This is a genomic window from Streptomyces sp. NPDC018263 (genome assembly GCF_055562575.1).
In genome coordinates, this window is record NZ_JBVHFA010000006.1 from 209,353 (window position 1) to 233,962 (window position 24,610).

General features: G+C 74.1%; 22 protein-coding genes. 15 read left to right on the forward strand and 7 right to left on the reverse strand.

Features of this window, described 5'->3' with window-relative positions:
- Positions 1 to 193 precede the first annotated feature (193 nt).
- Complete coding sequence (locus ACZ3HQ_RS19030) at positions 194 to 1,210, forward strand: aspartate-semialdehyde dehydrogenase (protein ID WP_467512329.1); 1,017 nt, start codon at positions 194 to 196, stop codon at positions 1,208 to 1,210.
- Between the two features lie 47 nt (positions 1,211 to 1,257).
- On the opposite strand, the gene ACZ3HQ_RS19035 is transcribed toward ACZ3HQ_RS19030, so the two are convergent.
- Positions 1,258 to 1,752: a DUF1203 domain-containing protein gene (locus ACZ3HQ_RS19035; protein ID WP_467512330.1), complete on the reverse strand. Its 495-nt coding sequence runs from the start codon at positions 1,750 to 1,752 to the stop codon at positions 1,258 to 1,260.
- Positions 1,753 to 1,864: 112 nt separating this feature from the next.
- Between ACZ3HQ_RS19035 and pepN the strand changes: the two genes are divergently transcribed.
- Together pepN and ACZ3HQ_RS19045 are read left to right on the forward strand one after the other, a co-directional pair.
- Entirely contained in the window at positions 1,865 to 4,435 is a 2,571-nt protein-coding gene (gene pepN / locus ACZ3HQ_RS19040) for an aminopeptidase N (RefSeq protein WP_467512332.1), read from the forward strand.
- A gap of 64 nt (positions 4,436 to 4,499) precedes the next feature.
- Positions 4,500 to 5,042, forward strand: coding sequence for a UTRA domain-containing protein (locus ACZ3HQ_RS19045; RefSeq protein ID WP_467512334.1), 543 nt, complete (start codon positions 4,500 to 4,502; stop codon positions 5,040 to 5,042).
- On the opposite strand, the gene ACZ3HQ_RS19050 is transcribed toward ACZ3HQ_RS19045, so the two are convergent.
- The 4 genes from ACZ3HQ_RS19050 to ACZ3HQ_RS19065 form a co-directional block, all read right to left on the reverse strand.
- Entirely contained in the window at positions 5,021 to 6,451 is a 1,431-nt protein-coding gene (locus ACZ3HQ_RS19050; protein ID WP_467512336.1) for an FAD-dependent monooxygenase, read from the reverse strand. The genes ACZ3HQ_RS19045 and ACZ3HQ_RS19050 overlap by 22 nt on opposite strands.
- A gap of 106 nt (positions 6,452 to 6,557) precedes the next feature.
- A complete protein-coding gene (locus ACZ3HQ_RS19055; protein WP_467512338.1) occupies positions 6,558 to 6,797 on the reverse strand; it encodes a hypothetical protein in 240 nt (79 codons plus the stop codon).
- 71 nt (positions 6,798 to 6,868) lie between these two features.
- Positions 6,869 to 8,965 carry a 4-alpha-glucanotransferase gene (malQ, locus tag ACZ3HQ_RS19060; RefSeq protein ID WP_467512340.1) on the reverse strand — a complete coding sequence of 699 codons (2,097 nt, stop codon included), beginning with the start codon at positions 8,963 to 8,965 and terminating at the stop codon, positions 6,869 to 6,871.
- Positions 8,966 to 9,193 (reverse strand): hypothetical protein, encoded by a 228-nt coding sequence (locus ACZ3HQ_RS19065; RefSeq protein ID WP_467512342.1) that lies wholly within the window; start codon positions 9,191 to 9,193, stop codon positions 8,966 to 8,968. It abuts the gene before it with no gap.
- 143 nt (positions 9,194 to 9,336) lie between these two features.
- On the opposite strand from ACZ3HQ_RS19065, the gene ACZ3HQ_RS19070 reads away from it, so the two are divergent.
- Genes ACZ3HQ_RS19070 through ACZ3HQ_RS19090 form a run of 5 tightly spaced genes read left to right on the forward strand, consistent with a single transcriptional unit; the run spans position 9,337 to position 13,357 of the window.
- Positions 9,337 to 9,903, forward strand: a complete 567-nt coding sequence (locus ACZ3HQ_RS19070; protein WP_467512816.1) for an RNA polymerase sigma factor — start codon at positions 9,337 to 9,339, stop codon at positions 9,901 to 9,903.
- Positions 9,900 to 10,712 carry a zf-HC2 domain-containing protein gene (locus ACZ3HQ_RS19075; protein ID WP_467512344.1) on the forward strand — a complete coding sequence of 271 codons (813 nt, stop codon included), beginning with the start codon at positions 9,900 to 9,902 and terminating at the stop codon, positions 10,710 to 10,712. Before ACZ3HQ_RS19070 ends, ACZ3HQ_RS19075 begins: the two co-directional genes overlap by 4 nt.
- Before the next feature lie 22 nt (positions 10,713 to 10,734).
- Positions 10,735 to 11,505, forward strand: a complete 771-nt coding sequence (locus tag ACZ3HQ_RS19080) for an ABC transporter ATP-binding protein (protein ID WP_467512346.1) — start codon at positions 10,735 to 10,737, stop codon at positions 11,503 to 11,505.
- Positions 11,502 to 12,752, forward strand: a complete 1,251-nt coding sequence (locus tag ACZ3HQ_RS19085) for a hypothetical protein (RefSeq protein WP_467512348.1) — start codon at positions 11,502 to 11,504, stop codon at positions 12,750 to 12,752. Before ACZ3HQ_RS19080 ends, ACZ3HQ_RS19085 begins: the two co-directional genes overlap by 4 nt.
- Positions 12,749 to 13,357, forward strand: a complete 609-nt coding sequence (locus ACZ3HQ_RS19090) for a hypothetical protein (RefSeq protein WP_467512350.1) — start codon at positions 12,749 to 12,751, stop codon at positions 13,355 to 13,357. Before ACZ3HQ_RS19085 ends, ACZ3HQ_RS19090 begins: the two co-directional genes overlap by 4 nt.
- A 36-nt stretch (positions 13,358 to 13,393) precedes the next feature.
- Here the strand turns inward: ACZ3HQ_RS19090 and ACZ3HQ_RS19095 are convergent, their stop codons facing one another.
- Together ACZ3HQ_RS19095 and ACZ3HQ_RS19100 are read right to left on the reverse strand one after the other, a co-directional pair.
- Complete coding sequence (locus tag ACZ3HQ_RS19095; RefSeq protein ID WP_467512352.1) at positions 13,394 to 13,693, reverse strand: ferrous iron transport protein A; 300 nt, start codon at positions 13,691 to 13,693, stop codon at positions 13,394 to 13,396.
- Between the two features lie 16 nt (positions 13,694 to 13,709).
- A complete protein-coding gene (locus ACZ3HQ_RS19100; RefSeq protein ID WP_467512354.1) occupies positions 13,710 to 14,246 on the reverse strand; it encodes an HNH endonuclease in 537 nt (178 codons plus the stop codon).
- 289 nt (positions 14,247 to 14,535) lie between these two features.
- Here ACZ3HQ_RS19100 and ACZ3HQ_RS19105 point away from each other — a divergent pair, with 289 nt between their 5' ends.
- The 7 genes from ACZ3HQ_RS19105 to ACZ3HQ_RS19135 all read left to right on the forward strand — a co-directional run bounded on the left by ACZ3HQ_RS19105 (position 14,536) and on the right by ACZ3HQ_RS19135 (position 24,610).
- The gene (locus ACZ3HQ_RS19105) at positions 14,536 to 15,645 is read left to right on the forward strand and encodes a mechanosensitive ion channel family protein (RefSeq protein ID WP_467512356.1); all 1,110 of its coding nucleotides are present in this window, start codon (positions 14,536 to 14,538) and stop codon (positions 15,643 to 15,645) included.
- 308 nt (positions 15,646 to 15,953) lie between these two features.
- Positions 15,954 to 17,219 (forward strand): 6-phospho-beta-glucosidase, encoded by a 1,266-nt coding sequence (locus ACZ3HQ_RS19110; protein ID WP_467512358.1) that lies wholly within the window; start codon positions 15,954 to 15,956, stop codon positions 17,217 to 17,219.
- Positions 17,210 to 18,190: an N-acetylglucosamine kinase gene (locus tag ACZ3HQ_RS19115; RefSeq protein WP_467512360.1), complete on the forward strand. Its 981-nt coding sequence runs from the start codon at positions 17,210 to 17,212 to the stop codon at positions 18,188 to 18,190. Before ACZ3HQ_RS19110 ends, ACZ3HQ_RS19115 begins: the two co-directional genes overlap by 10 nt.
- 175 nt (positions 18,191 to 18,365) lie before the next feature.
- Positions 18,366 to 19,772 (forward strand): hypothetical protein, encoded by a 1,407-nt coding sequence (locus ACZ3HQ_RS19120; protein WP_467512362.1) that lies wholly within the window; start codon positions 18,366 to 18,368, stop codon positions 19,770 to 19,772.
- Between the two features lie 14 nt (positions 19,773 to 19,786).
- Positions 19,787 to 20,809, forward strand: a complete 1,023-nt coding sequence (locus ACZ3HQ_RS19125) for a glutamate ABC transporter substrate-binding protein (RefSeq protein ID WP_467512818.1) — start codon at positions 19,787 to 19,789, stop codon at positions 20,807 to 20,809.
- A gap of 46 nt (positions 20,810 to 20,855) precedes the next feature.
- Positions 20,856 to 22,157, forward strand: coding sequence for a coiled-coil domain-containing protein (locus ACZ3HQ_RS19130; RefSeq protein ID WP_467512364.1), 1,302 nt, complete (start codon positions 20,856 to 20,858; stop codon positions 22,155 to 22,157).
- The gene (locus ACZ3HQ_RS19135) at positions 22,154 to 24,610 is read left to right on the forward strand and encodes a serine/threonine-protein kinase (RefSeq protein ID WP_467512366.1); all 2,457 of its coding nucleotides are present in this window, start codon (positions 22,154 to 22,156) and stop codon (positions 24,608 to 24,610) included. Before ACZ3HQ_RS19130 ends, ACZ3HQ_RS19135 begins: the two co-directional genes overlap by 4 nt.

The following is a 24,610-nucleotide window of genomic DNA, read 5'->3' on the forward strand; positions in this document are numbered from 1 at the left end:
TCCGGGGGAGGGAACTTCTGCGGCCGCCCCCCGCGCGGGACCGCAGGTCCGGAACCGTCCGCCGGGTACGGGTGTCCCTCACATCGGGCACACCCGTACAAAGGATTGGACACGCGGCCCTGTGTCGGCCGCATGATGGAAAAGTGCCGGTCAAGCAAGTGACCCGGTACTGGGACAGACAGAGGGAGTCGTCGTGAGGGTCGGAATCGTCGGAGCCACCGGTCAGGTCGGCACGGTCATGCGCAAGATCCTCAAGGAGCGGGACTTCCCGGTCACCGAGCTGCGCCTGTTCGCCTCCGCCCGCTCGGCCGGGACCGTGCTGGACGGTGTGACGGTGGAGGACGCCTCGGCCGCCGACTACTCCGGCCTCGACATCGTGCTCTTCTCGGCCGGCGGCGCCACCTCCAAGGCGCTCGCGGAGAAGGTCGCCGCGCAGGGCCCGGTCGTGATCGACAACTCCTCGGCCTGGCGCCGGGACCCCGAGGTGCCCCTGGTGGTCTCCGAGGTGAACCCGCACGCCATCGCGGACCGCCCCAAGGGCATCATCGCCAACCCGAACTGCACCACGATGGCCGCGATGCCGGTGCTGCGCCCGCTGCACGACGAGGCCGGTCTCGAGGCGCTGGTCGTCGCCACCTACCAGGCGGTCTCCGGCTCAGGGCTCGCGGGCGTGGCCGAGCTGCACGGGCAGGCGCAGAAGGTCGTCGCCGACGCCGACAAGCTGACCCACGACGGCGACGCGGTGGACTTCCCCGAGCCGGGCGTCTACAAGCGCCCGATCGCCTTCAACGTGCTCCCGCTGGCCGGTTCCATCGTGGACGACGGCCTGGGCGAGACCGACGAGGAGCAGAAGCTCCGCAACGAGTCCCGCAAGATCCTGGAGATCCCCGGGCTGAAGGTCTCCGGCACCTGTGTGCGCGTGCCCGTCTTCTCCGGCCACTCCCTCCAGGTCAACGCCCGCTTCGCCCGTCCCCTCTCCGTCGAGCGCGCGACCGAGCTGCTGGCGCAGGCGCCGGGTGTCGCCCTGTCCGAGATCCCGACCCCGCTCCAGGCGGCCGGCCAGGACCCGTCGTACGTGGGCCGCATCCGTGCCGACGAGACGGTGGAGCACGGCCTCGCGCTGTTCATCTCCAACGACAACCTCCGCAAGGGTGCCGCGCTGAACGCGGTGCAGATCGCGGAGCTGGTGGCGGCCGAGCTGAAGAGCTGAGTCCGCCTCCGGGGGGGCGTGCCGATCTGCGGCCCGCCCCCCTTTTTTCACGGCCTGCGCACCTCGTACAGGAAGCAGCCGTACTCCACCGCCCTGATGTGCACCAGCGCCACCTCCGGGTCGGTGAACGCCTCGCTCAGGGCGGCCTCGAAGTCCTCGGCCGGGGTGACCAGGCGGCCACCGAGGATGCGGCCGTCGTGGGAGTAGCGGCGCAGGACGCGGTGGGCGTCCGTGAAGGGGCGGTCGTCCCCGGGCGCCGGTCCGCCGCAGGGGTCGGCGTGGATGAACACCGGGCCCTGTTCGTCGTACGCCCCCGGTTCCGCGCCGGTGTCCAACGCCCAGCGGCGCAGGGGCGCGTAGGAGACGAGGGCGATGCGCTCCCCCGGCTCGCTCCGGCGCAGACAGCAGCGCAGCGGGGCGCCGCCTTCCAGGTCGGTGACGGCGGTCGGTGGGCGTCCGGCGTCGTCCGAGGCGCGCAGTTCCGCGAGGACCGGTGCCGCGACGGCGCGCGCGGTGTGAAGGGTCGTGGCGTGTGTCGTCATGCGTCCCAGGCTGGTCCCGCGAAGGCCCCGTGACCGGCGGGACAAGGACATCGCGTTCGCGGATCTCTCGTGGAAGGATGGCGCAACCCACACATAACGAGGAGATGACCGCGTGCCTGGCACAAACCTGACTCGGGAAGAGGCGCAGCAGCGGGCCGACCTGCTCAGCGTCGACTCGTACGAGATCGATCTCGACCTCTCCGGCGCGCAGGAGGGGGGCACCTTCCGGTCCGTCACCACGGTCCGCTTCGACGTGGCCGAGTCCGGCGCCGAGTCCTTCATCGACCTGGTGGCACCGGCCGTACGCGAGGTGACGCTGAACGGGGACGCGCTGGACCCGGCGGAGGTCTTCAAGGAGTCCCGGATCGCGCTGCCCGGTCTGCTCCAGGGCCGCAACATCCTGCGGGTGGTGGCCGACTGCGCGTACACCAACACCGGTGAGGGTCTGCACCGGTTCGTGGACCCGGTCGACGAGCAGGCTTACCTGTACACGCAGTTCGAGGTGCCGGACGCGCGGCGGGTGTTCGCCAACTTCGAGCAGCCGGACCTCAAGGCGACGTTCCGGTTCACGGTGACCGCGCCCGAGGGCTGGACGGTGATCTCCAACTCCCCGACGCCGGAGCCCAAGGACAACGTCTGGGCGTTCGCGCCGACCCCGCGCATCTCGACGTACATCACCGCGCTGATCGTGGGCCCGTACCACTCGGTGCACAGCGTGTACGAGAGGGACGGGCAGTCCGTGCCGCTCGGCATCTACTGCCGGCCCTCGCTCGCCGAACACCTCGACTCCGACGCGATCTTCGAGGTCACCCGGCAGGGCTTCGACTGGTTCCAGGAGAAGTTCGACTACGCGTACCCGTTCGAGAAGTACGACCAGCTCTTCGTGCCGGAGTTCAACGCGGGCGCGATGGAGAACGCGGGCGCGGTGACCATCCGCGACCAGTACGTCTTCCGGTCCAAGGTGACCGACGCGGCGTACGAGGTGCGCGCGGAGACGATCCTGCACGAGCTGGCGCACATGTGGTTCGGCGACCTGGTCACCATGGAGTGGTGGAACGACCTGTGGCTGAACGAGTCGTTCGCCACCTTCACCTCCATCGCCTGCCAGGCGTCGGCGCCCGGCTCGCGCTGGCCGCACGCGTGGACGACGTTCGCCAACTCGATGAAGACGTGGGCGTACCGCCAGGACCAGCTCCCCTCCACGCACCCGATCATGGCCGAGATCCGGGACCTGGACGACGTCCTGGTCAACTTCGACGGCATCACCTACGCCAAGGGCGCCTCGGTGCTGAAGCAGCTCGTGGCGTACGTCGGTGAGGACGAGTTCTTCCGGGGCGTGCAGGCGTACTTCAAGCGGCACGCGTTCGGCAACACGCGGCTGTCGGATCTGCTGGGCGCGCTGGAGGAGACCTCCGGGCGCGACTTGAAGACCTGGTCCAAGGCGTGGCTGGAGACGGCGGGGATCAACGTCCTCCGTCCCGAGCTGGAGACCGACGCGGACGGTGTGATCACCTCCTTCGCGGTCCGCCAGGAGGCCCCCGCGCTCCCCGTGGGCGCCAAGGGCGAGCCGACGCTGCGTCCGCACCGCATCGCGATCGGCCTGTACGACCTGGACGAGGCGGGCAAGCTGGTCCGGGTGAAGCGGGTCGAGCTGGATGTGGACGGCGAGCTGACGGCCGTGCCCGAGCTGACCGGCGTCCGCCGGCCGGCCGTGATCCTGCTCAACGACGACGACCTGTCGTACGCGAAGGTCCGCATGGACGAGGAGTCCCTCGCGGTCGTCACCGAGCACCTCGGCGACTTCGCGGAGTCGCTGCCGCGCGCGCTGAGCTGGGCCTCCGCCTGGGACATGACGCGGGACGGCGAGCTGGCCACCCGTGACTACCTCTCGCTGGTGCTGTCCGGCATCGGCAAGGAGTCCGACATCGGTGTCGTGCAGTCCCTGCACCGGCAGGCCAAGCTGGCGATCGACCTGTACGCCGACCCGGCGGCCCGCGAGGCCCTGCTGACCCGCTGGACCGAGGCGACGCTGGCGCACCTGCGCACGGCCGAGCCGGGCAGCGACCACCAGCTCGCCTGGGCCCGCGCGTTCGCGGCGACGGCCCGTACGCCGGAGCAGCTCGACCTGCTGGAGGCACTGCTCGACGGCTCGCAGACGGTCGAGGGCCTCGCCGTCGACACCGAGCTGCGCTGGGCGTTCGTGGAGCGCCTCGCCGCGGTCGGCCGCTTCGACGAGGCGGAGATCGCCGCCGAGTACGAGCGCGACCGCACCGCCGCCGGCGAACGCCACGCGGCCACCGCCCGCGCGGCCCGCCCCACCGCCGAGGCGAAGGCCGAGGCATGGGCCTCGGTCGTGGAGTCCGACAAGCTCCCCAACGCCGTCCAGGAAGCGGTCATCGGCGGCTTCGTCCAGACCGACCAGCGCGAACTCCTCGCGCCCTACACCGACCGCTACTTCGACTCCGTCAAGGCGGCCTGGGACTCCCGCTCCCACGAAATGGCCCAGCAGATCGCGGTCGGCCTGTACCCGTCGGTCCAGGTCTCCGAGGAGACGCTCCGCAAGACGGACGCGTGGCTCACGTCCGTAGACCCCACCCCGGCCCTCCGCCGCCTGATCTCCGAGTCCCGCGCGGGCGTGGAGCGGGCGTTGAGGGCCCAGCGGGCGGACGCGGCTTCGGCGTAACCGGCCGGCAGTGGAGAGGGGCGCCCGGCACTGTGCCGGGCGCCCCCTTTTTTTGGGAGGCACAGTGAGCGACAGCACCTGGACCAGTACGTCGATGCCGTATCTGACCCCGCAGGCGTCCGCGCAGGGGGATGTCTGGGCGGCTGAGGCTGCGGCCAAGGGGGGAAAGGGGAGTCAGCGGATCGTGTTCGCCGGGGAGGTGGGGGCCTCGGAGGAGGTTGCAGGGATGCTGGGGGTGGGGGTCGGGGAGGTCGTGGTCGTACGGCGGCGGGTGATCGAGCTGGACGGTGCCGCCTGCGAGTTGACCGACAGCTACTATCCCGTCGCCATCGCTCGGGGGACCCCTCTTGCCGGGCGGGGGAAGATTCCCGGTGGGGCGGTGCGGGTGCTGGCCGAGCTGGGGCATCGGGGGGTTCGGGTGCGGGAGGACGTCGCCGCGGGGATGCCCTCTTCGGAGGAGCGGGAGGCGCTGCGGCTGGGGGAGCACGAGCCTGTGTTGCGATTGAGCAGGGCCACCTTCGATGAGCGGGACCTGGCCGTGCAGGCCGACCTCATCGTGATGCCCGGTAGTCGGCAGCGGCTTCGTTATGAGATTCGGGTCGGATGATCCGGTGGGCCCACGTGGGTAAGTAGGGCCTTTTCCAGTTCCGTTGACGACGGGGACTTCCCCGCCCAGGCGATGTGGCCGTCCGGGCGGATCAGGAGGGTTTGCGGGCCCGCCCACTCCGAGGTGGTGAGGTGGGGGCGGGTCGTGTCCTCGTAGGGGGTCTGGGTCAGCAGGACGAAGTTGCCCGGGCGTAGGGCTTCGTAGAGGCGGGTGTTGCCCGGTAGGGGGATGTCGGGGGCTCGTTTGCCGGTCAGGGGGCCGGGGCCGTAGGAGTAGGCGAGGCCCGTTACCTGGTGGAGGGCCCTGCGGCGCAGGGCGGGGACGTGGGTGACCAGTGTCGCCAGAGCGGATCTGAGTGCCCGCGTCCAGGGGCGGTTCGCCATCGCCAGGCGGATCAGGGTGCCGCTGCTGCGGAGGACGGTGCGGCCCACCGGGTGGCGTTCGGTGTCGTACGTGTCCAGGAGGGACGCGTCCGCGCGGCCGTTCAGGACCGCGGCCAGTTTCCAGCTCAGGTTCGCCGCGTCCTGGAGGCCCGTGTTCATGCCCTGGCCGCCTGCCGGGGAGTGGACGTGGGCGGCGTCGCCGGCGAGGAAGACGCGGCCCACGCGGTACGAAGGGGCCTGGCGTTCGTCGCTGTGGAAGCGGGACAGCCAGCGGGGGTCGCGCATGCCGTAGTCCCGGCCGAGGGCGGCGCGGACGATGTCCTGGATCTCGGCGAGGTCGAGCGGGGCGTCGTCGGGCACGTCGTGGGAGCGCCGCCAGCCGACGACCCGGTGGTAGCCGTCGCCGAAGGGGATCAACAACGCGAAGGCGTCCCCCGTCGTGCCCGCGGTGAGCAGGCCCGGCGGGTCCTCCAGGAGGCGTACGTCCGCGAGGACGACCGAGCGGATGACGGAGCGTCCGGGGAAGGGAAGGCCCACCGCCTCCCGTACCGCGCTCCGCATCCCGTCCGCCCCGACGACGTACGAGGCCCGCAGCGGCTCCATGCCCCGCCCGAGGACCGTCACGCCGGACGCGTCCTGGGTCAGCGCGGTCACCTCGGCCTCGTGGACGAACTCGGCGCCCGCCTCCCGCGCCCGCCGCTGAAGCACCCGTTCGACCTCGTACTGCGGGATCACCAGGACGTGCGGGAAGCGGGTGGGGAGGTCGGAGAGGTCGAGGGTGAGTCCGTCGAAGAGGCCGAGCCGGGTCATCGGGTGGCCGAGGGACTCGAGTTCGTCGGCGAGGCCCCGCATGTCGAGCTGCTCCAGCGTGCGGGCGTGCAGCGCGAAGGCGCGGGTGAGGTTGCTGATGCCGGGCGGCCGCTTCTCCAGCACGGTGACCGGGATGCCCGCCTCGGCCAGGTCACCGGCGAGGAGCAGTCCGGTCGGGCCGCAGCCCACTACGACGACGCCGTCGGTGCCTGCCATCCGCGGCTCCTCGGGGGAACGGGGAAACAAGTACGCCGGGGGCGCCGTCCAGCCCCGCGCGAGGCGGGAGGACCGGCGCCCCCGGCGGTCGGGACCGTGGGGTCCGTCAGCTCTTGGACGAGGCCGACCGCGACTTGTCCAGCACCATCACCAGACCGGCGATGACGACGAACAGGCCCAACGGGATCAGCACGTAGAGGCCGATGGTCTCCCAGGCGGAGAGACCGGGGCCGGGGTCGTCGCCGTCGTCGCGGCTGAGCGCGAGCGCGGGGGACGACATGAGCAGCATCATCAGCGTCGTGCCGGCCGCCAGGGCTCCGGCGCGCAGGGCGTTCTTCTTGTCCACGCTCCCCAAGTTAGCGAACCGCCGTACCGGCCGCGCGTCCGGGGTGCCGTACGCGCGGCCACGACGGCCCCTCAGGGTCCGCTGTGCCCCAGCCCCGCCCGCACCGCCGCGAGCAGCGCACCGAGCCTCGGGGACGCCGTCAGCTCCTCCAGCGGTACCGGCCGCCCCTGGGGGTCGGACACCGGCAGGCGCCAGTTCGGGTACTGGTCCCAGGTGCCGGGCACGTTCTGCGGGCGCCGGTCCCCGACGCCGTCCGGGAGCCAGACGCCGACCAGCCGGGCCGGGGTGCGCAGCAGGAACCGGTGGAAGCCCTGGATCTCGGCCTCCTCGTCGCTGCCGGGCGGCCCGGCGGCCGGGGCGTCCAGCAGGCCGAGGCTGCCGAGCAGGGCCAGCCACTCGGCGGTGTCCGCGACCGCGTCCGCCCGCTCGTCCGCGCCGGACTTGACCAGCAGGCCGAGCTTCTCGCGCAGGTCGACGTGCTCCCCGGTGAGCCGGGCGGCCGTGGGCGGCAGGTCGTGGGTGGTCGCGGTGGCCAGGCAGTCCTCGCGCCAGCTCTCCGGGGGCAGCGGGCGGCCGTCGCCGGTCCAGTCCCGCTCGAACCACAGCACGGAGGTGCCCAGCACCCCGCGCCGCTGGAGCGTCTCGCGTACGCCGGGCTCGACGGTGCCCAGGTCCTCCCCGATCACCAGCGCGCCCGCGCGGGACGCCTCCAGCGCGAGCAGGGCGAGCATCGCCTCGGCGTCGTAGCGGACGTAGGTGCCGTCCGTGGGCGGGCTGCCCTCGGGCACCCACCAGAGCCGGAACAGGCCCATGACGTGGTCGATGCGCAGCGCGCCCGCGTACCGGAACAGGGCGCGCAGCAGCAGCCGGTACGGGAGGTGGCCGGACTCCGCGAGCCGGTCGGGGCGCCAGGGCGGCAGGCCCCAGTCCTGGCCGCGCGCGTTGAAGGCGTCGGGCGGGGCGCCGACCGACATCCCGGCGGCGAAGTGGTCCTGCTGGGACCAGGCGTCGGCGCCGACCGGGTGCACGCCGACCGCGAGGTCGTGCACGATCCCGATCGGCATCCCGGCCTCCGTCGCGGCCCGCTGGGCGGCGCGGAGCTGGCCGTCGGTGAGCCAGGCGAGGCGGGTGTGGAACTCGACCCGGTCGGCGAGGCGGGCGCGGGCGCGCGCGGTCTCCGCCGAGCGGGGGTCGCGCAGCGGCTCGGGCCAGGTCCGCCAGTCGGGGCCGTGCTCCTCGGCCAGCGCGTACCAGGTGGCGTGGTCCTCCAGCGCCTGGCCCTCCTCCGCGCGGAACGCGTCGTACGCGGCCTGCCGGCCGGGGCCGAGCGGGACCCGTACGACCTGTTCCAGCGCCTGGCGCTTCAGCTCCCACACCGCGTCGCGGTCGATGAGGGCGCCCTTGTCGAGCACGTCGGCGCGCAGCCGCTCGGCCCGCTCGCGCAGCCGGGGGTTCAGCTCGGCGTAGGAATACTCCGGGACGTCCTCGACGCGCAGGTGCACCGGGTCGGGGAAGCGGCGGGAGGACGGGCGGTACGGGGAGGGGTCGGTGGGGGCGCCGGGCACTGCCGCGTGCAACGGGTTGACCTGCACGAATCCCGCGCCGTGGGTCCGCCCGGCCCAGGCGGCCAGCTCGGCGAGGTCCCCGAGGTCGCCCATGCCCCAGGAGCGGTGCGAGAGCACGGAGTAGAGCTGGGCGAGCAGGCCGTAGGAGCGGCCCGTGGGGGCGGGCAGGCGCTCGGGGGCGACGATGAGGTGGGCGTGGCCGGTGCGTCCGTCGGGGGCGGTGGCGGTGACGTGGTGGACGCCGGTGGGGAGGCCGTCGAGGGAGGTGTGCCGCTCGCCCTGCTCGGTGTCGATCTCCAGCCGGGTGCCGGGCGGCAGGACGTCGAAGGGGTCCGGGAGGGCGGGGGTGCCGGCGGCGGCCCGGCCGGTCCAGCGGACCACGGTGGGCGGCAGCAGCCGCTCCCGCAGCTCGCGCTCCCGCTCGGCGAGCGCGGTACGGACGGCGTCCGAGGTGCTCGCGTCGACGTCCAGGGCGGCCAGGGCGGCGATCACGGCGGGGGCGGGCACCGCGACGATGATCTCCGGGGAGGGGCTGTAGGAGGTGGCTACGCCGTGCAGCTCCGCGAGCGCGCGCAGCTCGTCGTCGTCCAGCGCCGCGGCCATCTACTCGGCCGGGCCGAAGCGGACCGGGACGGGGTCGGCGTCACCGGTGAGCGGGACGGTGTCGGCGAGCGGGGGCTCGCTGGTCAGCGGCTCGGTGCCGGGCAGCGGCGGCTCGCTGGTCAGCGGCGCCTCCACACAGGCGCTCTCCGCGCTGAACGCGCGGTCGGCGGGCGTCTCCGCCTCGGGTTTCCACTGGGCGGGCAGGAACAGGTGAACCGCTGCGGCCACGAGAGCCTCCTTGGTCACGGGGGCGGGTGCGTTTTGCCGGATTACCCAGCCCTACCCAGCGACACGAATGCCACGCCCGCACACGAGAGTGATCCACCGCTCGGGGGCGGGGCGATAGAGGGGGTGTGAGACTGTTCCGCCCCATGGGGGCCCACCGGGAGAAGGACGACGGCGCCCTGCTCAGGGCCGTCGCGGCGGGCGACCAGGCCGCGCTCGCCGACCTGTACGACCGGCACGCGGGCTGGCTGCACGCCCGGCTGGCCCGGCGCTGCGCCGACCCGGAGGTGGTCCGGGAGGTGCTCCAGGACACCTTCGTCACGGTGTGGCGCTCGGCCGCCGGGCACCGGGGCGCGGAGGCGGGCGGCTGGCTGTGGACGATCGCGGCCCGCCGTCTGATCGACGCCCGCCGCGCCCAGGAGCGCAGCACGCGGGCCGCGCCGGAGCCGGAGCCGGCCGCCGTGCCGTCCGCCGAGGACCGGGTGCTGGCCGGGCTGGAGTACGGCGATGTCGGCACCGCCCTGGACCGGATCTCCCCCGAGCTGCGCGAGGTGCTGCGCGCGACCGTGGTCGACGGCCTGACCACCCGCGAGACGGCCCGGCTGCTCGGCATACCCGAGGGCACGGTCAAGTCCCGCGCCCGGCGCGCCCGTACCGAACTGCGGGCCGCGCTGGCCCAGTTGAACCCGTCCCCGCTGGGAGGCCCGGCATGAGCAGGCAGTGGCACGCGAGCGAGGCCCAGGCGGCCCGGTACGCCGACGGCTCCCTGCCGGAGCCGGACGCCTGGTCCCTGGAGAAGCACCTGGAGTCCTGCGCGGGCTGCACGTCCCGCGTCTCGGCGGCCGTACGGCGCACTGCGGCGGGGGCGGTGCTGACGGACGTACGGGCCTCCGTGCTGGCCTCCGCCGTACCGGAGGTGCGGGTGTCCCGGCTCGCCCGGCTGCTGTGGGCCGCCGGTCCGGCCGTGCGCGGCGCCTGGTCGGTGGCGCTGCTGGGGGTGGCCGGGGCCGCGCTGCTGCTGGGCCAGTTCCGGGGCGGGCCGGAGGCGCGGACGCTGCTGCTGGCGCTCGCCCCGGTGGTGCCGGTGGCCGGGGTCGCGCTGTCCTACGGCCCGCACGCCGACCCGCTGCACGAGCTGGCCGCCTCCACACCCGGCGGCGGGCTCCGGCTGGCCCTGACCCGTACGGCGGCCGTGCTCGCGGTGAGCCTGCCGGTGCTGACCCTCACCGGGCTGCTGCTGCCCGCCTCCGGCGTCCCGGCCGCCGCCGCGTGGCTGCTGCCGGGGCTGGCGCTGACGCTGGCCACCCTGGCGCTGGGCCCGCTCACCGGCTTCCGCACCGCGTCCGCCGTGACGGCGGGCGGCTGGCTGTGCGCGGTGCTCGCGCCGTCGCCGGGCGAGATCGGCGCCCGGCTGGCCCGCTGCCTCGACGGCGCCCCGGCCCAGTCCGCGTGGGCGGCGGCGGTCGCCCTGAGCGCCCTGCTGCTTGCGGCCCGCCGCACGGCGTACGACCGCACCCACTGAACCCCCTCTCCCAGGAGTCCCCTTGTCCCTCCGCGTCACCGGGCTGTGCGTCCGGCATCGCAGAACCGTCGCCCTCGACTCCGTCGATCTGGAGCTGGGCACCGGCGTCCACGGTCTGCTCGGGCCGAACGGTGCCGGGAAGACCTCGCTGATCCGGGTGCTCGCCACCGTGGGCCGCCCCTCGGCCGGCCGGGTGGAGCTGCTCGGCCGGGACAGCGCCGACCCGCGCGAGCGCTCCGAGATACGGCGCCGACTCGGCTATCTCCCGCAGGAGTTCGGCTACTACCCGGCCTTCACCGTGCGGGAGTTCGTGACCTACGTGGCCTGGCTGAAGGAGGTCCCGGCCGACCGGGTTCCGGCCGCCGTGGACCGCGCCGTGCGGCGGGTCGGCCTCGCGGACCGGGCCGACGCGAAGATGCGGACGCTGTCCGGGGGCATGGTCCGCCGGGTCGGCATCGCCCAGGCCGTCGTCAACGACCCGAGCGTGCTGCTGCTGGACGAACCCACCGCCGGTCTCGACCCCGAGCAGCGGGTGGAGTTCCGCGAACTGCTCCGCGAACTCGGCACCTCGGCCACGGTGGTGGTCTCCACCCACCTGGTGGAGGACGTCGCCGCCGCCTGTACGGAGGTCACCCTGCTGGACGGGGGCCGGATCGCGTACCGGGGCACGCCCGCCTCCCTGACCGGGCTCGGCGAGACCTCGGACGGCCCCGGCGACCACCCGATCGAGCGCGGCTACACGGCGGCGCTGCGGGCCCACCGGGCCACCCCCGGACGGGAGACCGTGCGATGACCGCTCATCCCTTGCGCCCCGAGGTCTTCCGGGGTTTCGCCCCCTGGGCCGGTGCCGCCGTCCTGCTGGTCCTCTCGGTCCTGCTCACCGCGTCGGCCGACACCTGGCAGGGCGGCTGGGCGGAGACCGCCGCGCAGCTCCACCACTCCCTGCTGATCGGCATGCCCCTGGCCGCCGCGGCCGGCTGCTGGCAGGGCGGCCGCGAGCGACGCCGTCGTACCGAGGAGCTGTGGGGCACCGCCGTCCGCCCGCCGCTCACCCGGCTGCTGGCCTCCGCCCTGCCGGTGGCGTTGTGGGTGGCCACCGGCTACCTCGTGGCGGTGACCGCCGCCTCCCTCGCCACCTGGGCGTACTCCGTGGGCGACAGCCCCCGTCTCACTCTGGTGCCGGGGGACGCCGCCGCCCTGGCCGCCGCCGCGCCGGCCGGGCATCTGGTCGGCCGGGACGTGTCCACCCCGCTCGCGGCCCCCCTGCTGGGCGTGGCCGGGTACGTGGGCCTGGGTCTGGCCGCCGGTCAGGGGTGGGCGCTCGATCCGGCGTCGTACCTGGCCGCGAATGTGCTGCCGCTGTGGTGGCAGCCCCTGGCGATGGCCCTCTGGACGCTCGGCCTCGCCCTGGCCCTCACCCTGGCCCAGGCGGCCCGGCGCCGGGCGACCGCCCTGCTGCCGCTGGCCGTCGCTCTGGCCGCCGCGCTGCTCCTGTCCACCGGGCACGGCCCGTGGCGGCCGGACCCGCTCACCCACCGCCAGGTGTGCGACACCTCCACCGCGCCGGTCATCTGCGTCAACGCCCGCTACTCCGGGCTGCTCCCCGAGGTCCGCGCTGCCCTGTCCGGGGTCACCGGAAAGCTGCGCGGCGTGCACGGCCTCCCCGCGCGCTGGTCGGACCAGGAATCCGAGAGTGCCGACGCGGCCCCGCTGCCGACGCCGGCACCCTTCGGCTGGTCGGTCGTCCGGGGGCGACTGACCGATCCGGAGCAGTACGCGTGGGAGGCGGTGATGTCCCTGCGCGGCGAGTGCGGCGACGGGCCCGGACGGATACTCGCGGACGACGCCGTGGAGGCGTATCTGGCGCCGAACCCCCGGCAACGCCACTTCGACGCCCTCGCGCCGGCCGCCCAACGGCGCGCCCACCGGGCCGCCCGGGCGAAGCTGGCCGACATGGACGAGGAGCGGCGCCGTGCCTGGCTCTCCGCCTACTTCACTGCCCGGAACTCCTGCGACGACAAGGCGGTGCCGTCCCTGTGAACCCCGCTCTCGCGCTCTACGCCCGCTCCCGCGCCCTCCCCCTGACCCTGGCCGCCCTCGCCGTGACCACCGGCTTCGCCGTATGGGCGGCCGGGGCCCTGGACGCGTACCTGGACCCCTACCGCCGGGTGCCCGTCGTCGCGCTGGCCCCGCTGCTGGCCACCGCCGTGATCGGCACGAGCCTGCGCAGCGACTGCGACGAACTGGACCGTACGGCGGTACGCCCCTGGTGGCCCCGGCGGCTGGCTCATCTCCTCGCCCTGACCGCGCTCGCCTCGGCGCTGCTGACACCGGTCGTCGCCGGGCACACGGAGACCTTCGGGCCCCCGGCGATGATCCGCAACATCCTGGGCTGCGTGGGCCTCGTCGCCCTCGCCGCCGTGGTCCTCGGAGCCCGGCTGAGCTGGCTCCCCGCCTTCGGCTACGTGTCCGCCGTCTACCTGGCCTCCTCCGGCGCGCACGGCCGGGCGGCCGCCCTCTGGGCCTGGCCGGTGCAGCCGGGTGCCCAGCCGGCCGCCTGGGCGGCCGCCATGACGGCCTTCGCGGCGGGCACCGTCCTGTACGCGGTCCGAGGCTCCCGGCCGGAGGGTATTCGGGTGCCGTGACCGAGCCGTCCGCAGGCGGGGCGGGCCTCGTGCGGGTCAGGCGGGGTTCTCCGTGACCAGGTGACGGCTCCAGACCTCGCCGCCCCGGTAGGGGCCGAGACCGTGGCTGTCGGGCTGTGGCTCGTCGAAACGCACCATGTAGACCAGCTCACCGTCGCGGCCTCGGCCGCCGCGCACCGGGAAGGGGAGCCGCGTCGCGGTGATCGTGCCGGAGAACTCCACCGGGTACGGGCCGTCCCAGTCGGGGTCCTTGATCACCCGCACCCGGGTGCCGGGCGGCCAGGCGCCTTCCGGCCAGCCCGCCGGAAGGGCCCCCGCGCTCTGCGTCCCGCTCATCGCGTCACCCGGGCCGTCACGCCGAGATCCCGTCGATCCGGGCCAGGGCGGCCTCCGCGCCGTACGGCTGGAGGTACGGGAGCCAGCGGGGGTCGCGGTGGCCGGTGCCGATGATGCGCCAGGCGAGGCCCGTGGGCGGGGCGGGCTGATGGCGCAGGCGCCAGCCGAGTTCGACCAGGTGGCGGTCGGCCTTGACGTGGTTGCAGCGGCGGCAGGAGGCCACCACGTTGTCCCAGACGTGCTTGCCCCCGCGTGAGCGCGGGATGACGTGGTCGACGCTGGTTGCGACGCCACCGCAGTACGCGCACCGGCCCCCGTCCCGCGCGAACAGCGCGCGCCGGGTCAGTGGAACGGGCCCCCGGTAGGGAACCCGCACGAAACGCTTGAGCCGGACCACGCTGGGTGCGGGGACTGTGACGGACGCGCTGTGCAGAAAGGCGCCCGATTCCTCGAGGGAGACGGCCTTGTTCTCCAGGACGAGGACGAGCGCGCGGCGGAGCGGTACGACGCCGAGGGGCTCGTACGACGCGTTGAGGACCAGGACATGCGGCACAGGGGCCTCCTTGGGCGTCGGCGGCGCGTGGCTCGCGCCGGGACGATCTGGTTCAGTCTCCCCTCATGCCTGCTCCGAGCGCCACCATGTGCCGGTAACGGGCTCGAAGTGTTTTCGACCACATGAGCGGCACCGTCCGGTCCGCAGGGCCTGTTCAGGCGCGGGCGGGGCAGGGAGCCTCCGGAGAAGCGGCGAATGGGTGCGCGATGCCCCGTTAGTGTGGTGGTTCCGTCCGCCCGGTGACCTTTCCGTGACCTTGGCCGCCCCCGCCGGCGCGGATCGCAGCACCATGGAGGTACCCGCCGTGTCCCTGCCCGTCGCCCTGCTGGCCGCCGGAGTCTCGCCGTCTCCCTCGCCATCGGGCTCGGACCCGGCCGTGCCCTCGCTCCAGGACGCCCAGGAGAACGCGGCGAACGCGGCGAGCTGGGTCGAGCAGAACTGGTCGACCTGGCTGGCGATGGGCCTGCAGATCCTGCTGATCGTGGTCATCGCCGTCGCGCTGCGCGCCGTGGTGCGCCGGGCCATCACCAAGCTGATCGAGCGGATGAACCGCACCGTGCAGGCGGTGGACCACACCGCGCTGGGCGGCCTGCTGGTCAACAACGAGCGGCGCCGTCAGCGCTCGGCGGCCATCGGCTCGGTCCTGCGCTCGGTGGCCTCCTTCGTCATCCTCGGCACGGCCGCCCTGATGGTGCTCTCCACCTTCAAGATCAACCTGGCCCCGCTGCTCGCCTCGGCCGGTGTCGCCGGTGTGGCGATCGGTTTCGGCGCCCGGAACCTGGTCACCGACTTCCTGTCCGGCGTCTTCATGATCATCGAGGACCAGTACGGCGTCGGCGACACCGTCGACGCCGGGGTCGCGACCGGCGAGGTGGTCGAGGTCGGCCTCCGCGTGACCAAGCTGCGCGGCGACAACGGCGAGATCTGGTACGTCCGCAACGGCGAGGTCAAGCGCATCGGCAACCTCTCCCAGGGCTGGGCCACGGCGGGCGTGGACGTCACCGTCCGCGCCGACGAGGACCTGGACAAGGTCAAGTCGGTGCTGGACGAGGTCGCCGAGAAGATGGGCAAGGAGGAGCCGTGGAACGAGCTGCTCTGGAGCCCGATCGAGGTGCTGGGCCTGGACAGCGTGCTGATCGACTCCATGGTCATCCGGGTCTCCGCCAAGACCATGCCGGGCAAGTCGGTGTCGGTCGAGCGCGAGCTGCGCTGGCGGATCAAGCGAGCCTTCGACCGGGCGAGCATCCCGATCGTCGGCGGTGCCACGGCCGCTCCCCTGGAGGACGAGACCCCCGACCCCTCGGCGAGCGTGGCGGCGCCCTCGGCGTTCAACAACGCCACCTCCCCGCAGTCGCTGGCCACCAACCCGCTCACCACGCCGAAGCCCCCGGTGAAGTAGCGACCCCCCGAGCGAGCCCCCGCGGTACGAACCGCGGGGGCTCGCTTCGTTGACGGACTCTCCCGCCTGCGCCTGGGCCTGTCTTCCGGATCAGGCCGGATCGGGGAGACGGCGCCGTCTAGGCTGACCCGAGCGGGGTCTGGTGCGTGCAGATGCAAGGCGGAGGAGGGAGTCGACGCGGAGCGTCGGCGAGTGACGACAACGCCGCAGATGTGCGTGCCAGACCCCGCGACCCCGGCAGGATCCGGAAGACAGGCCCTAGGTTCCTGCTGGCCGAGGAGCCCGTCGTACGCGAGGGAGAGTCGCCCGTGAGACTGACCGTGGTCGGCGGAGGTTCGACCTACACCCCGGAACTCGTCGATGGCTTCGCCCGGCTGCGGGACACACTGCCGGTGACCGAGCTGGTGCTGGTGGACCCGGCGGCGGACCGGCTGGAGCTGGTGGGCGCACTGGCCCGCCGCATCTTCGCCCGGCAGGGGCATCCCGGCCGGGTGGTCACCACCTCCGACCTGGACGCCGGGGTGGCGGACGCGGACGCCGTGCTGCTCCAGCTCCGGGTGGGCGGGCAGGCGGCGCGCGAGCGGGACGAGACCTGGCCGCTGGAGTGCGGATGCCTGGGCCAGGAGACGACCGGCGCGGGCGGCCTCGCCAAGGCGCTGCGCACGGTGCCGGTGGTGCTGGACATCGCGGAGCGGGTCCGGCGGGCCAGCCCGGACGCGTGGATCATCGACTTCACCAACCCGGTCGGCATCGTCACCCGCGCCCTCCTGAAGGAGGGCCACCGCGCGGTCGGCCTGTGCAACGTGGCGATCGGCCTCCAGCGGAAGTTCGCCGCGCTGCTCGGCACCGAGCCGGGCGAGGTCCACCTCGACCACGTCGGCCTCAACCACCTCACCTGGGAGACCGCCGTACGCCTCGGCGGCCCCGGCGGCGAGGACGTGCTCCCCCGCCTGCTGGCCGAGCACGGCGACGCCGTCGCCGCCGACCTGCGGCTGCCGCGCCCGCTGCTGGAGCGGCTGGGCGCGATCCCGTCGTACTACCTGCGCTACTACTACCTGCACGACGAGGTGGTGGGCGAGCAGCGGGTGAAGCCCTCGCGGGCGGCCGAGGTCGCGGCGCTGGAGCGGGAGCTGCTGGCGATGTACGCCGACCCGGCGCTGGACGAGAAGCCCGCGCTGCTGGCCCGGCGCGGCGGGGCCTTCTACTCGGAGGCGGCCGTGGACGTGGCGGCGGCCCTGCTGGGCGGCGGGGGCAGCCCGTACCAGGTGGTGAACACGGTCAACAGCGGCACGCTGCCGTTCCTCCCCGACGACGCGGTGATCGAGGTGCCCGCCGCGGTGGGCCCGGCCGGGGCGAAGCCGCTCCCGGTGCCGGGCGTCGACCCGCTGTTCGCGGGGCTGATGGCGAACGTGACGGCGTACGAGGAACTCGCGCTGGACGCGGCCCTGCGCGGCGGCCGGGACCGGGTGTTCCGGGCGCTGCTGGCGCATCCGCTGGTGGGCCAGTACGCGTACGCCGAGACGCTCACCGACCTCCTGCTCGCGCACAACCGGGAGCACCTGGCGTGGGCCTGACCGGGACCGTCCTCGCCGTCGACGCGGGCAACAGCAAGACCGACGTGGCCGTGGTCGACGCGGCCGGTGAAGTGCTGGCCACGGCACGCGGCGGCGGCTTCCGGCCCCCGACGGTGGGCGTGGACCGGGCGATGGAGGCGCTGGCCGAGCCGGTGGAACGGGCGCTGGCCGGGGCGGGGATCTCGTCCGTCTCGCACGTCTCGGCCTGTCTGGCCAACGCCGATCTCCCGGTGGAGGAGGAGGAGTTGGCGGCGGCGGTGACCGCGCGGGCGTGGGGCGCGTCGGTGGCGGTGCGCAACGACACCTTCGCCGTCCTGCGCGCCGGGGTTGCCGAGCCGCGGGGCGTGGCCGTGGTGTGCGGCGCCGGCATCAACTGCGTCGGCATGCGCCCCGACGGCCGTACGGCACGCTTCCCGGCGCTCGGCCGGATCTCCGGGGACTGGGGCGGCGGCTGGGGCCTGGCCGAGGAGGCCCTCTGGCACGCGGCCCGCGCGGCGGACGGCCGGGGCGGTCCGACCGAGCTGGCCCGCACCCTCCCGGCGCACTTCGGCCTGCCCACGATGGCGGCCCTGATCGAGTCCCTGCACCTGGGCCATGTCGCCCCGGCCCGCCGCCACGAGCTGACCCCGGTCCTCTTCGCCACGGCGGCCGACGGCGACCCGGTGGCCCGCTCCCTGGTCGACCGCCTGGCGGAGGAGGTGACCCGGATGGCAGGGATCGCCCTGACCCGCCTGGACCTCCTCACCGAGCCCACCCCGGTCCTGCTGGGCGGCAGCGTCCTCACGGCGGCCCACCCCCAACTCGACCAGGGCATCCGCACCCGCCTCACCGCCCGGGCCCCGCTCGCGGAGCCCCGGTCGGTGACCGCTCCTCCGGTCCTCGGCGCCGCCCTCCTCGGCCTCGACCACCTGGCCGCGACCCCCGGGGCACTGGAGCGGGCCCGCCTGACCTGGGAACCGGCCCGCGCCTGAACCGGCGCCGCCGCAACGGCCGGGGGAACCAACGTGATTGACTCCGCGTGTTTCTGGACAGAGGGGGTAGGGCCCGCTCCGCGCCCCGATCCGATCAAGATGCGGTGAAGGCTGGTGCGGAGGGGGGCGTAGGCGGCGATACTGGCGGCCAACGGATGACCATGGGGGAGGTCAGGTGACACAACCGCCGCAGAGCAGTGCCGTGTTCGCACCACCGGCCACCGCGGCCATCCCCGCCCAGCGCGGCCCGTCCGGCCTGCCGCCCGTGCGGCGCACCGCGTTCGCCGAGGGGGCCGAGCGGCTGCGGGACGCCGCGACCACCGAGCCGGGGCGGCTGCGGGTCATCGGGGCCGTACTCGCCCTGCTGGTCGTCGCGTTCGGGACGGTCACCGCCTGGCAGAGCGGGGAGCGGGCGACCGCCGCCGACGACGTGCTGACCCGCAGCCAGCCGCTCAGTTCCGGCGCGGCCGCGATCTACCGTTCGCTGGCCGACGCCAACACCGCCGCATCCACCGGCTTTCTGGCCGGCCCGAGGGAGAGCGCCGCGAACCGGGAGCGGTACGAGGACGACATCCGTACCGCCGCCTCCGGACTGGTCCGCGCCGCCGCCGACACCGAGCCGGGCTCGCCCTCCGAGGCCACCGTCCGCAAGCTGAACCGGCTGCTGCCCGAGTACAAGGGCCTCATCGAGCGGGCCCGCGTCTACAACCGCCAGGGCTACCCGGTGGGCGGCGCCTATCTGCGGTACGCCAACGAGAAGATGCAGACGGAGATGCTCCCGGCCGCTCAGGACCTGTACACCAAGGAGAACCAGCGGCTGGACGCCGACTACGCGGACGCCACCCCCTACCCCTGGGCGGCGATCGCGCTGGGTCTGCTCGCGCTGGCCGCGCTGGGGCTCGCCCAGTACCGGGACTTCCGCCGCACCAACCGCGTCCTGAACCACGGCCTGGTCGCGGCCTCGGCCGCGACCGTCGTGGTGCTGCTGTGGCTGGTCGTCGGCCACACCTTCGCCCGCTCCGGGCTGTTCGGCTCCTACGACCACGGCATCCGCTCGCTGAACGTGCTGCACAACGCCCAGATCGCCGCCCTCAAGGCGCGCGGCAACGAGAACCTGAGCCTGGTGGCGCGCGGAGCGGAGACCGTCGAGGTGAACGGCGCCAAGCAGGACGCGTACTACTACGCCTTCGACCGGGACCTCGCCACGCTGGACACCCGGCTCACCGAGGCCCGGCGGCTCGCGGACGACGCCAAGGGCGGCGAGCCGGTCGGCTCGGCCCTGGGGGACACGGCCGAGTGGAAGAAGCGGCACGGCGCGGCCCGTACCGAGGACGAGCGGGGCAACTACCAGCACGCGCTGGACCTGGTGATCGGCGCCGACGACACCACCGGTGCCGCCTTCGACGGCGTGGACCGGAGCCTGACCCGCGCGCTGGGCCATGAGCAGACGGAGTTCGACCGGGCCGCCACCGACGGCCGGGACGCCATGACCGGGCTGCCCGAGGGCGCGGCCGTGCTCGGCGTACTGGGCGCGGCGGGCGCGGTGTTCGGCATCGGGCGCAGGCTTTCGGAGTACCGGTGACAGGGGGCCAGGCGATGGACGCGGCGCGGCTGCGCGGCTGGGGCGGGGTCGGCGCGATGGCGGTGCTGTGCGCGCTGGCACTGGCGTTCGTGACGCTGCTGCCCCGCACCCAGGCGCACCCGGCGAGCGGCGCGGCACCGGCGGGCCGGAGCCTGGTCACCGGCAGCCCCGCCCGCGCGGACGACTGCGTGGAGTCCGACGCGCAGAACCGCACCCCTCCCCCCTCCGGCGCGGACGGCCCGACCATCGACGCCATCAAGGCCCGCAAGGGCGACAAGCGCAAGCTGATCGTCGGCATCGACCAGAACAGCTACCGCTGGGGCTACCGCAACCCGGGCACCGAGGGCGCGGAGCTGGAGGGCTTCGACATCGACCTGGTGCGCCGCATAGCGAAGGACATCCTCGGCAGCCCGGACGACGTCCAGTTCAAGGCGATCCCGACCAGCCAGCGCATCCCCGCGATCCAGGACGGCACGGTCGACATGGTGGTCCGCACGATGACCATCACCTGCGACCGGCTGCGTGACGTGGCGTTCTCCGCGCCCTACTTCAAGACCGGGCAGCAGCTCCTGGTCCCCGACGTCTCCCCCGTCAAGGGCTACGACGGCACGCTGGCCGGCAAGCGGGTCTGCACGGCGGCCGGTTCGACCGCGTACGGCAGGCTGAAGGCGGACCGGGAGCGCAAGGCGCTGCCCGCCACCACGGACTTCTCCGCGACCGTCCCCAACCAGTTGGACTGCCTGGTCAGGCTCCAGCTCGGTGAGGCGGACGCGGTGGTCACCGACGGCGCGCTGGCCGCCAGCCAGGCCGCGCAGGACCCCACGGTGAAGGTGCTGGGCAAGCCGTTCACCACCGAGTACTACGGCGTGGCGATGAAGAAGGACGCCACCGACCTCGTACGCCGCGTCAACCGCGTGCTGGTGGACTACCGGGCCGACGGCTGGCAGGCGTCGTACGACAAGTGGCTGTCGGCCACACTGGGCGGGGACGCGCGGTCCTCCAGACCGCCCGCCCCGAAATACCTGCGCGAGAGCTGAAGCAAGCACGCACGGGCCGGATGGACCACACAGCGAGAGGTGATCGATGGGCGTCACGGACCCCGCCGGGCCGGTGATGGACCGGGACGAGGTGGACCGTGCGCTGGCGCGGCTCGGCCAGGAGCACGAGGCCATCGAGACCTCGCTGTTCGCGCTCCAGGACCATGCCGGCCGCCGCCTCCTCGAGGGCGCCGAGCTGACCGGGGTGACCAAGGAGCGGTGGGCCGCCACGGAGGCGTCGATCACCCTGCTGTGGACCTGTTTCGACGCGTACACCGACGCGCTGCGCCAGGCCCGCGAGATCCGCTCCCGGCGCCGCTGGTCCAGCCGGGAGGACCTGGTGGAGCTGACCGCCCTGCTGCGCGGTGAGTCGGTCACGGTGGCGGGCGGCGCCTCGGGCCCGGCCGTGCTCAGCGAGAGCTTCACCCTGGCCGCGCTGGTGGACCGGATGAACGAGCTGTACGCGTCCTCGCTGGACATGGTGGTGGCCGCCGACGCCGTGTGGTCGGCGCTGCCCGCCCGCATCGACTTACTGGCCGCCGAACTCCAGCGCACCCGCAGACTGGCCCACTCCGTCGGCGTCCGCCCCGGCGAACACCCCTCCGGGGACGACCTGGAAGGCATCACCGCGACGCTGACCGCGCTGCGCGAGGAGGTCGTCCGCGACCCGCTGGCGCACTGGGTGCCGGCCGGTGGCAGCTCCGCGCCCGGCGGGGGCCGCCCGGACACCACGGTGTACGACCGGGAGGCGCGGGCGCTGGAGGACGTGCGCCGGGAGATCGACGCGGTGCTCACCGTCCGGCAGGACGCCGAGGAGCGCCTGATCCGGCTGCGGGACGTGCTCTCCCGCGCCGACCGCACCCTGGCCGAGGCGCGTACCGCGCGCGGTGAGGTGCTGGCGAAGATCGCCGCGACCGAGGTGCCGGTGGTGAGCGGCCCGCCGACCGTGCTCCAGGAGCAGTTGGCGGCGGCGGCCGAGTACCGCCGCCAGGCCCGCTGGCACCGCCTCTCCCCGCTGCTGGAGTCGCTCGAGCAGCGGGCGGAGGACGAACTGCTGCGCGCCCGCGAGTCGTTGACGGCGGTCACCGCGCCGCTCGCGGTCCGCGCCGAACTGCGCGGCCGCCTCGACGCCTACCGGGCGAAGGTCACCCGGCACGGCCTGGCCGAGGACCGGCTGCTGATCGAGCGGTACGACGCGGCCCGCCGGATGCTGTGGAGCGCGCCCTGCGATCTGCGCGTGGCCGAGCAGGCGGTGCTGCGCTACCAGCAGGCGGCGGCCGAACTGCTGGCCCCGCCGAGGGTCCCGGAGCAGCAGGCGCCCGAGGACGGCAGGGGGGACCAGGAATGAGCGAGGAACGGCGCACCTGCCAGCGCCCGGACTGCGCGGGCACGTACGAGGACATGGGCGGGGGCGAGCTGTACTGCGACACCTGCGGGCTGGCCCCCGTGGTCGCACCGAAGGCCGGTCCGGCCCCGGAGCCGGTGGGTTCGGTCGGTTCGGCGCCGACCGGGATCAACGGCGGTGCCACGCGCAGCTCTTCGCAGTCCGCCCGCTCCCGGCGCTCGGTGTCGGGCCGGCTGTCCCGCTCGCTGTCGGGCAAGCCGGCCGGCCGCTCGGTGTCGGTGCGCGGCTCGGGCTCGGCCTCCGGGCCCTCGGGGCGCGGGCGGCTGGGCGCCGGTCTGGTCGTGGTTCCCCAGGTACCGAGGCCCGACCCGCGCGCGATGGTGCTGGACAACCCGGAGGTGCCCGAGCGCAAGCGGTACTGCTCCCGCTCGGACTGCGGGGCGCCGGTGGGCCGGGCGCGCGGCGAACGGCCGGGGCGCACCGAGGGGTTCTGCACCAAGTGCGGGCACCCGTACTCCTTCGTGCCCAAGCTGCGCGGCGGGGACATCGTGCACGGACAGTACGAGGTGGCGGGGTGCCTGGCGCACGGCGGGCTCGGCTGGATCTACCTCGCGGTGGACCGCGCGGTGTCCGACCGCTGGGTGGTGCTCAAGGGCCTGCTGGACACCGGTGACCAGGACGCGATGGCGGCGGCGATCTCGGAGCGCCGGTTCCTGGCGGAGATCGAGCACGCGGGCATCGTCCGGATCTACAACTTCGTCGAGCACCTCGACCAGCGCACCGGCTCGCTCGACGGCTACATCGTCATGGAGTACGTCGGCGGCAAGTCGCTGAAGGAGATCGCCAACGCCCGCCGCACCCCCGACGGCAGGCGGGACCCGCTGCCGGTGGAGCAGGCGTGCGCGTACGGCATCGAGGCGCTGGAGGCGCTCGGCCATCTGCACAGCCGCAACCTGCTGTACTGCGACTTCAAGGTCGACAACGCCATCCAGACCGAGGACCAGCTCAAGCTGATCGACATGGGTGCCGTGCGCCGCATGGACGACGAGGAGTCCGCGATCTACGGCACGGTCGGCTACCAGGCCCCCGAGGTCGCCGACGTGGGCCCCTCGGCGGCCAGCGACCTGTACACGGTGGGCCGCACCCTGGCCGTCCTCACCTTCGACTTCCAGGGCTACACCACCGTCTACGCCGACTCGCTGCCCGACCCGGACACCATCGAGGTGTTCCGCCGCTACGAGTCCTTCTACCGCTTCCTGGTCCGCGCCACCGACCCCGATCCGGCCCGCCGGTTCGCCTCCGCGCAGGAGATGGCCGACCAGCTCACCGGTGTGCTGCGTGAGGTCGTCTCGCTGAGCACCGGGCAGGCCCGGCCCGCGCTGTCGACCCTGTTCGGGCCCGAAGTCCGGGTCACCGACACCGAGTTGTTCCCGGCGCTGGACGGCGACGTGTCCCGCCTCGGCGCCCGACCGCTGCCCGGCCCCGGCCGGCCGCCGGCTCCGCCGCCCGCGCTGGTCCGGCCGGTCGACACCCCGGCCGCCGCGCTCGCCCTGCCCGTGCCGCTGGTCGACCCGAACGACCCGGACGCCGGTTTCCTGGCCGGTCTCGCCGCTTCCGCGCCGGGCGAGCTGATCGGCGCGCTGGAGGCGGCTCCCGGCCAGGGCGTGGAGACCCGTCTGCGCAGGGTGCGGGCCCGGCTGGAGCACGGCGACCGGGAGGCCGCGCTCGCGACGCTGGCCCGGCTGGACGGGGAACGGCCCGACGACTGGCGGGTGGTCTGGTACCGGGGCGTGGCCGCCCTGGTCACCGGCGACTTCGAGAGCGCCGCCCTCGCCTTCGACGCGATCTACGACGCCTTTCCCGGCGAGGCCGCGCCCAAGCTGGCGCTCGGCCTGTGCGCGGAGGTGCTGGGCCAGTTGGACAACGCCGCCGAGTACTACCGGCTGGTGTGGGCGACCGACCCGAGCTTCGTGAGCGCCGCGTTCGGCCTGGCGCGGGTGCGGCTGGCGAGCGGCGACCGGGCGGGTGCCGTACAGACGCTGGAATCGGTGCCGGAGTCGTCCATCCACTACACGGCGGCACGGGTCGCGGCGGTGCGGGCGCGGCTGCGGCAACGCACGGCGGCCGCGGGTGACGTACCGTTCCTGGACGACCTGACCGCCGCGGCGGGCCAGGTCGAGGCGCTGGACGCGTACGGGCTGGACCCGGCGCGACGCGAGCGGTTGTCGGCCGAAGTCCTCGGCTGCGCCCTGGACTGGATACTCTCCAGGGGTCAGGACACCGCTCGGCCGGTCACCGGCGGGCGGGTGCTGCTCGGCAGCGGTCTGGACGAGCGGGGCCTCCGCTTCGGACTGGAGCGCGCCTACCGCACGCTGGCCCGGCTGGCGCCCGGCGGCGAGGAGAGGATCAACCTGGTGGAACGGGCCAACCGTTACCGCCCCCGGACGTGGGTGTAG

Coding starts and splice junctions, on each gene's coding strand:
- ACZ3HQ_RS19035 (WP_467512330.1), bottom strand. CDS start 1,752: ATGACGACACACGCCACGACCCTTCACACCGCGCGCGCCGTCGCGGCA.
- ACZ3HQ_RS19050 (WP_467512336.1), bottom strand. CDS start 6,451: ATGGCAGGCACCGACGGCGTCGTCGTAGTGGGCTGCGGCCCGACCGGA.
- malQ (WP_467512340.1), bottom strand. CDS start 8,965: ATGGCCGCGGCGCTGGACGACGACGAGCTGCGCGCGCTCGCGGAGCTG.
- ACZ3HQ_RS19070 (WP_467512816.1), top strand. CDS start 9,337: ATGGGGGCCCACCGGGAGAAGGACGACGGCGCCCTGCTCAGGGCCGTC.
- ACZ3HQ_RS19075 (WP_467512344.1), top strand. CDS start 9,900: ATGAGCAGGCAGTGGCACGCGAGCGAGGCCCAGGCGGCCCGGTACGCC.
- ACZ3HQ_RS19085 (WP_467512348.1), top strand. CDS start 11,502: ATGACCGCTCATCCCTTGCGCCCCGAGGTCTTCCGGGGTTTCGCCCCC.
- ACZ3HQ_RS19095 (WP_467512352.1), bottom strand. CDS start 13,693: ATGAGCGGGACGCAGAGCGCGGGGGCCCTTCCGGCGGGCTGGCCGGAA.
- ACZ3HQ_RS19105 (WP_467512356.1), top strand. CDS start 14,536: ATGGAGGTACCCGCCGTGTCCCTGCCCGTCGCCCTGCTGGCCGCCGGA.
- ACZ3HQ_RS19125 (WP_467512818.1), top strand. CDS start 19,787: ATGGACGCGGCGCGGCTGCGCGGCTGGGGCGGGGTCGGCGCGATGGCG.
- ACZ3HQ_RS19130 (WP_467512364.1), top strand. CDS start 20,856: ATGGGCGTCACGGACCCCGCCGGGCCGGTGATGGACCGGGACGAGGTG.
- ACZ3HQ_RS19135 (WP_467512366.1), top strand. CDS start 22,154: ATGAGCGAGGAACGGCGCACCTGCCAGCGCCCGGACTGCGCGGGCACG.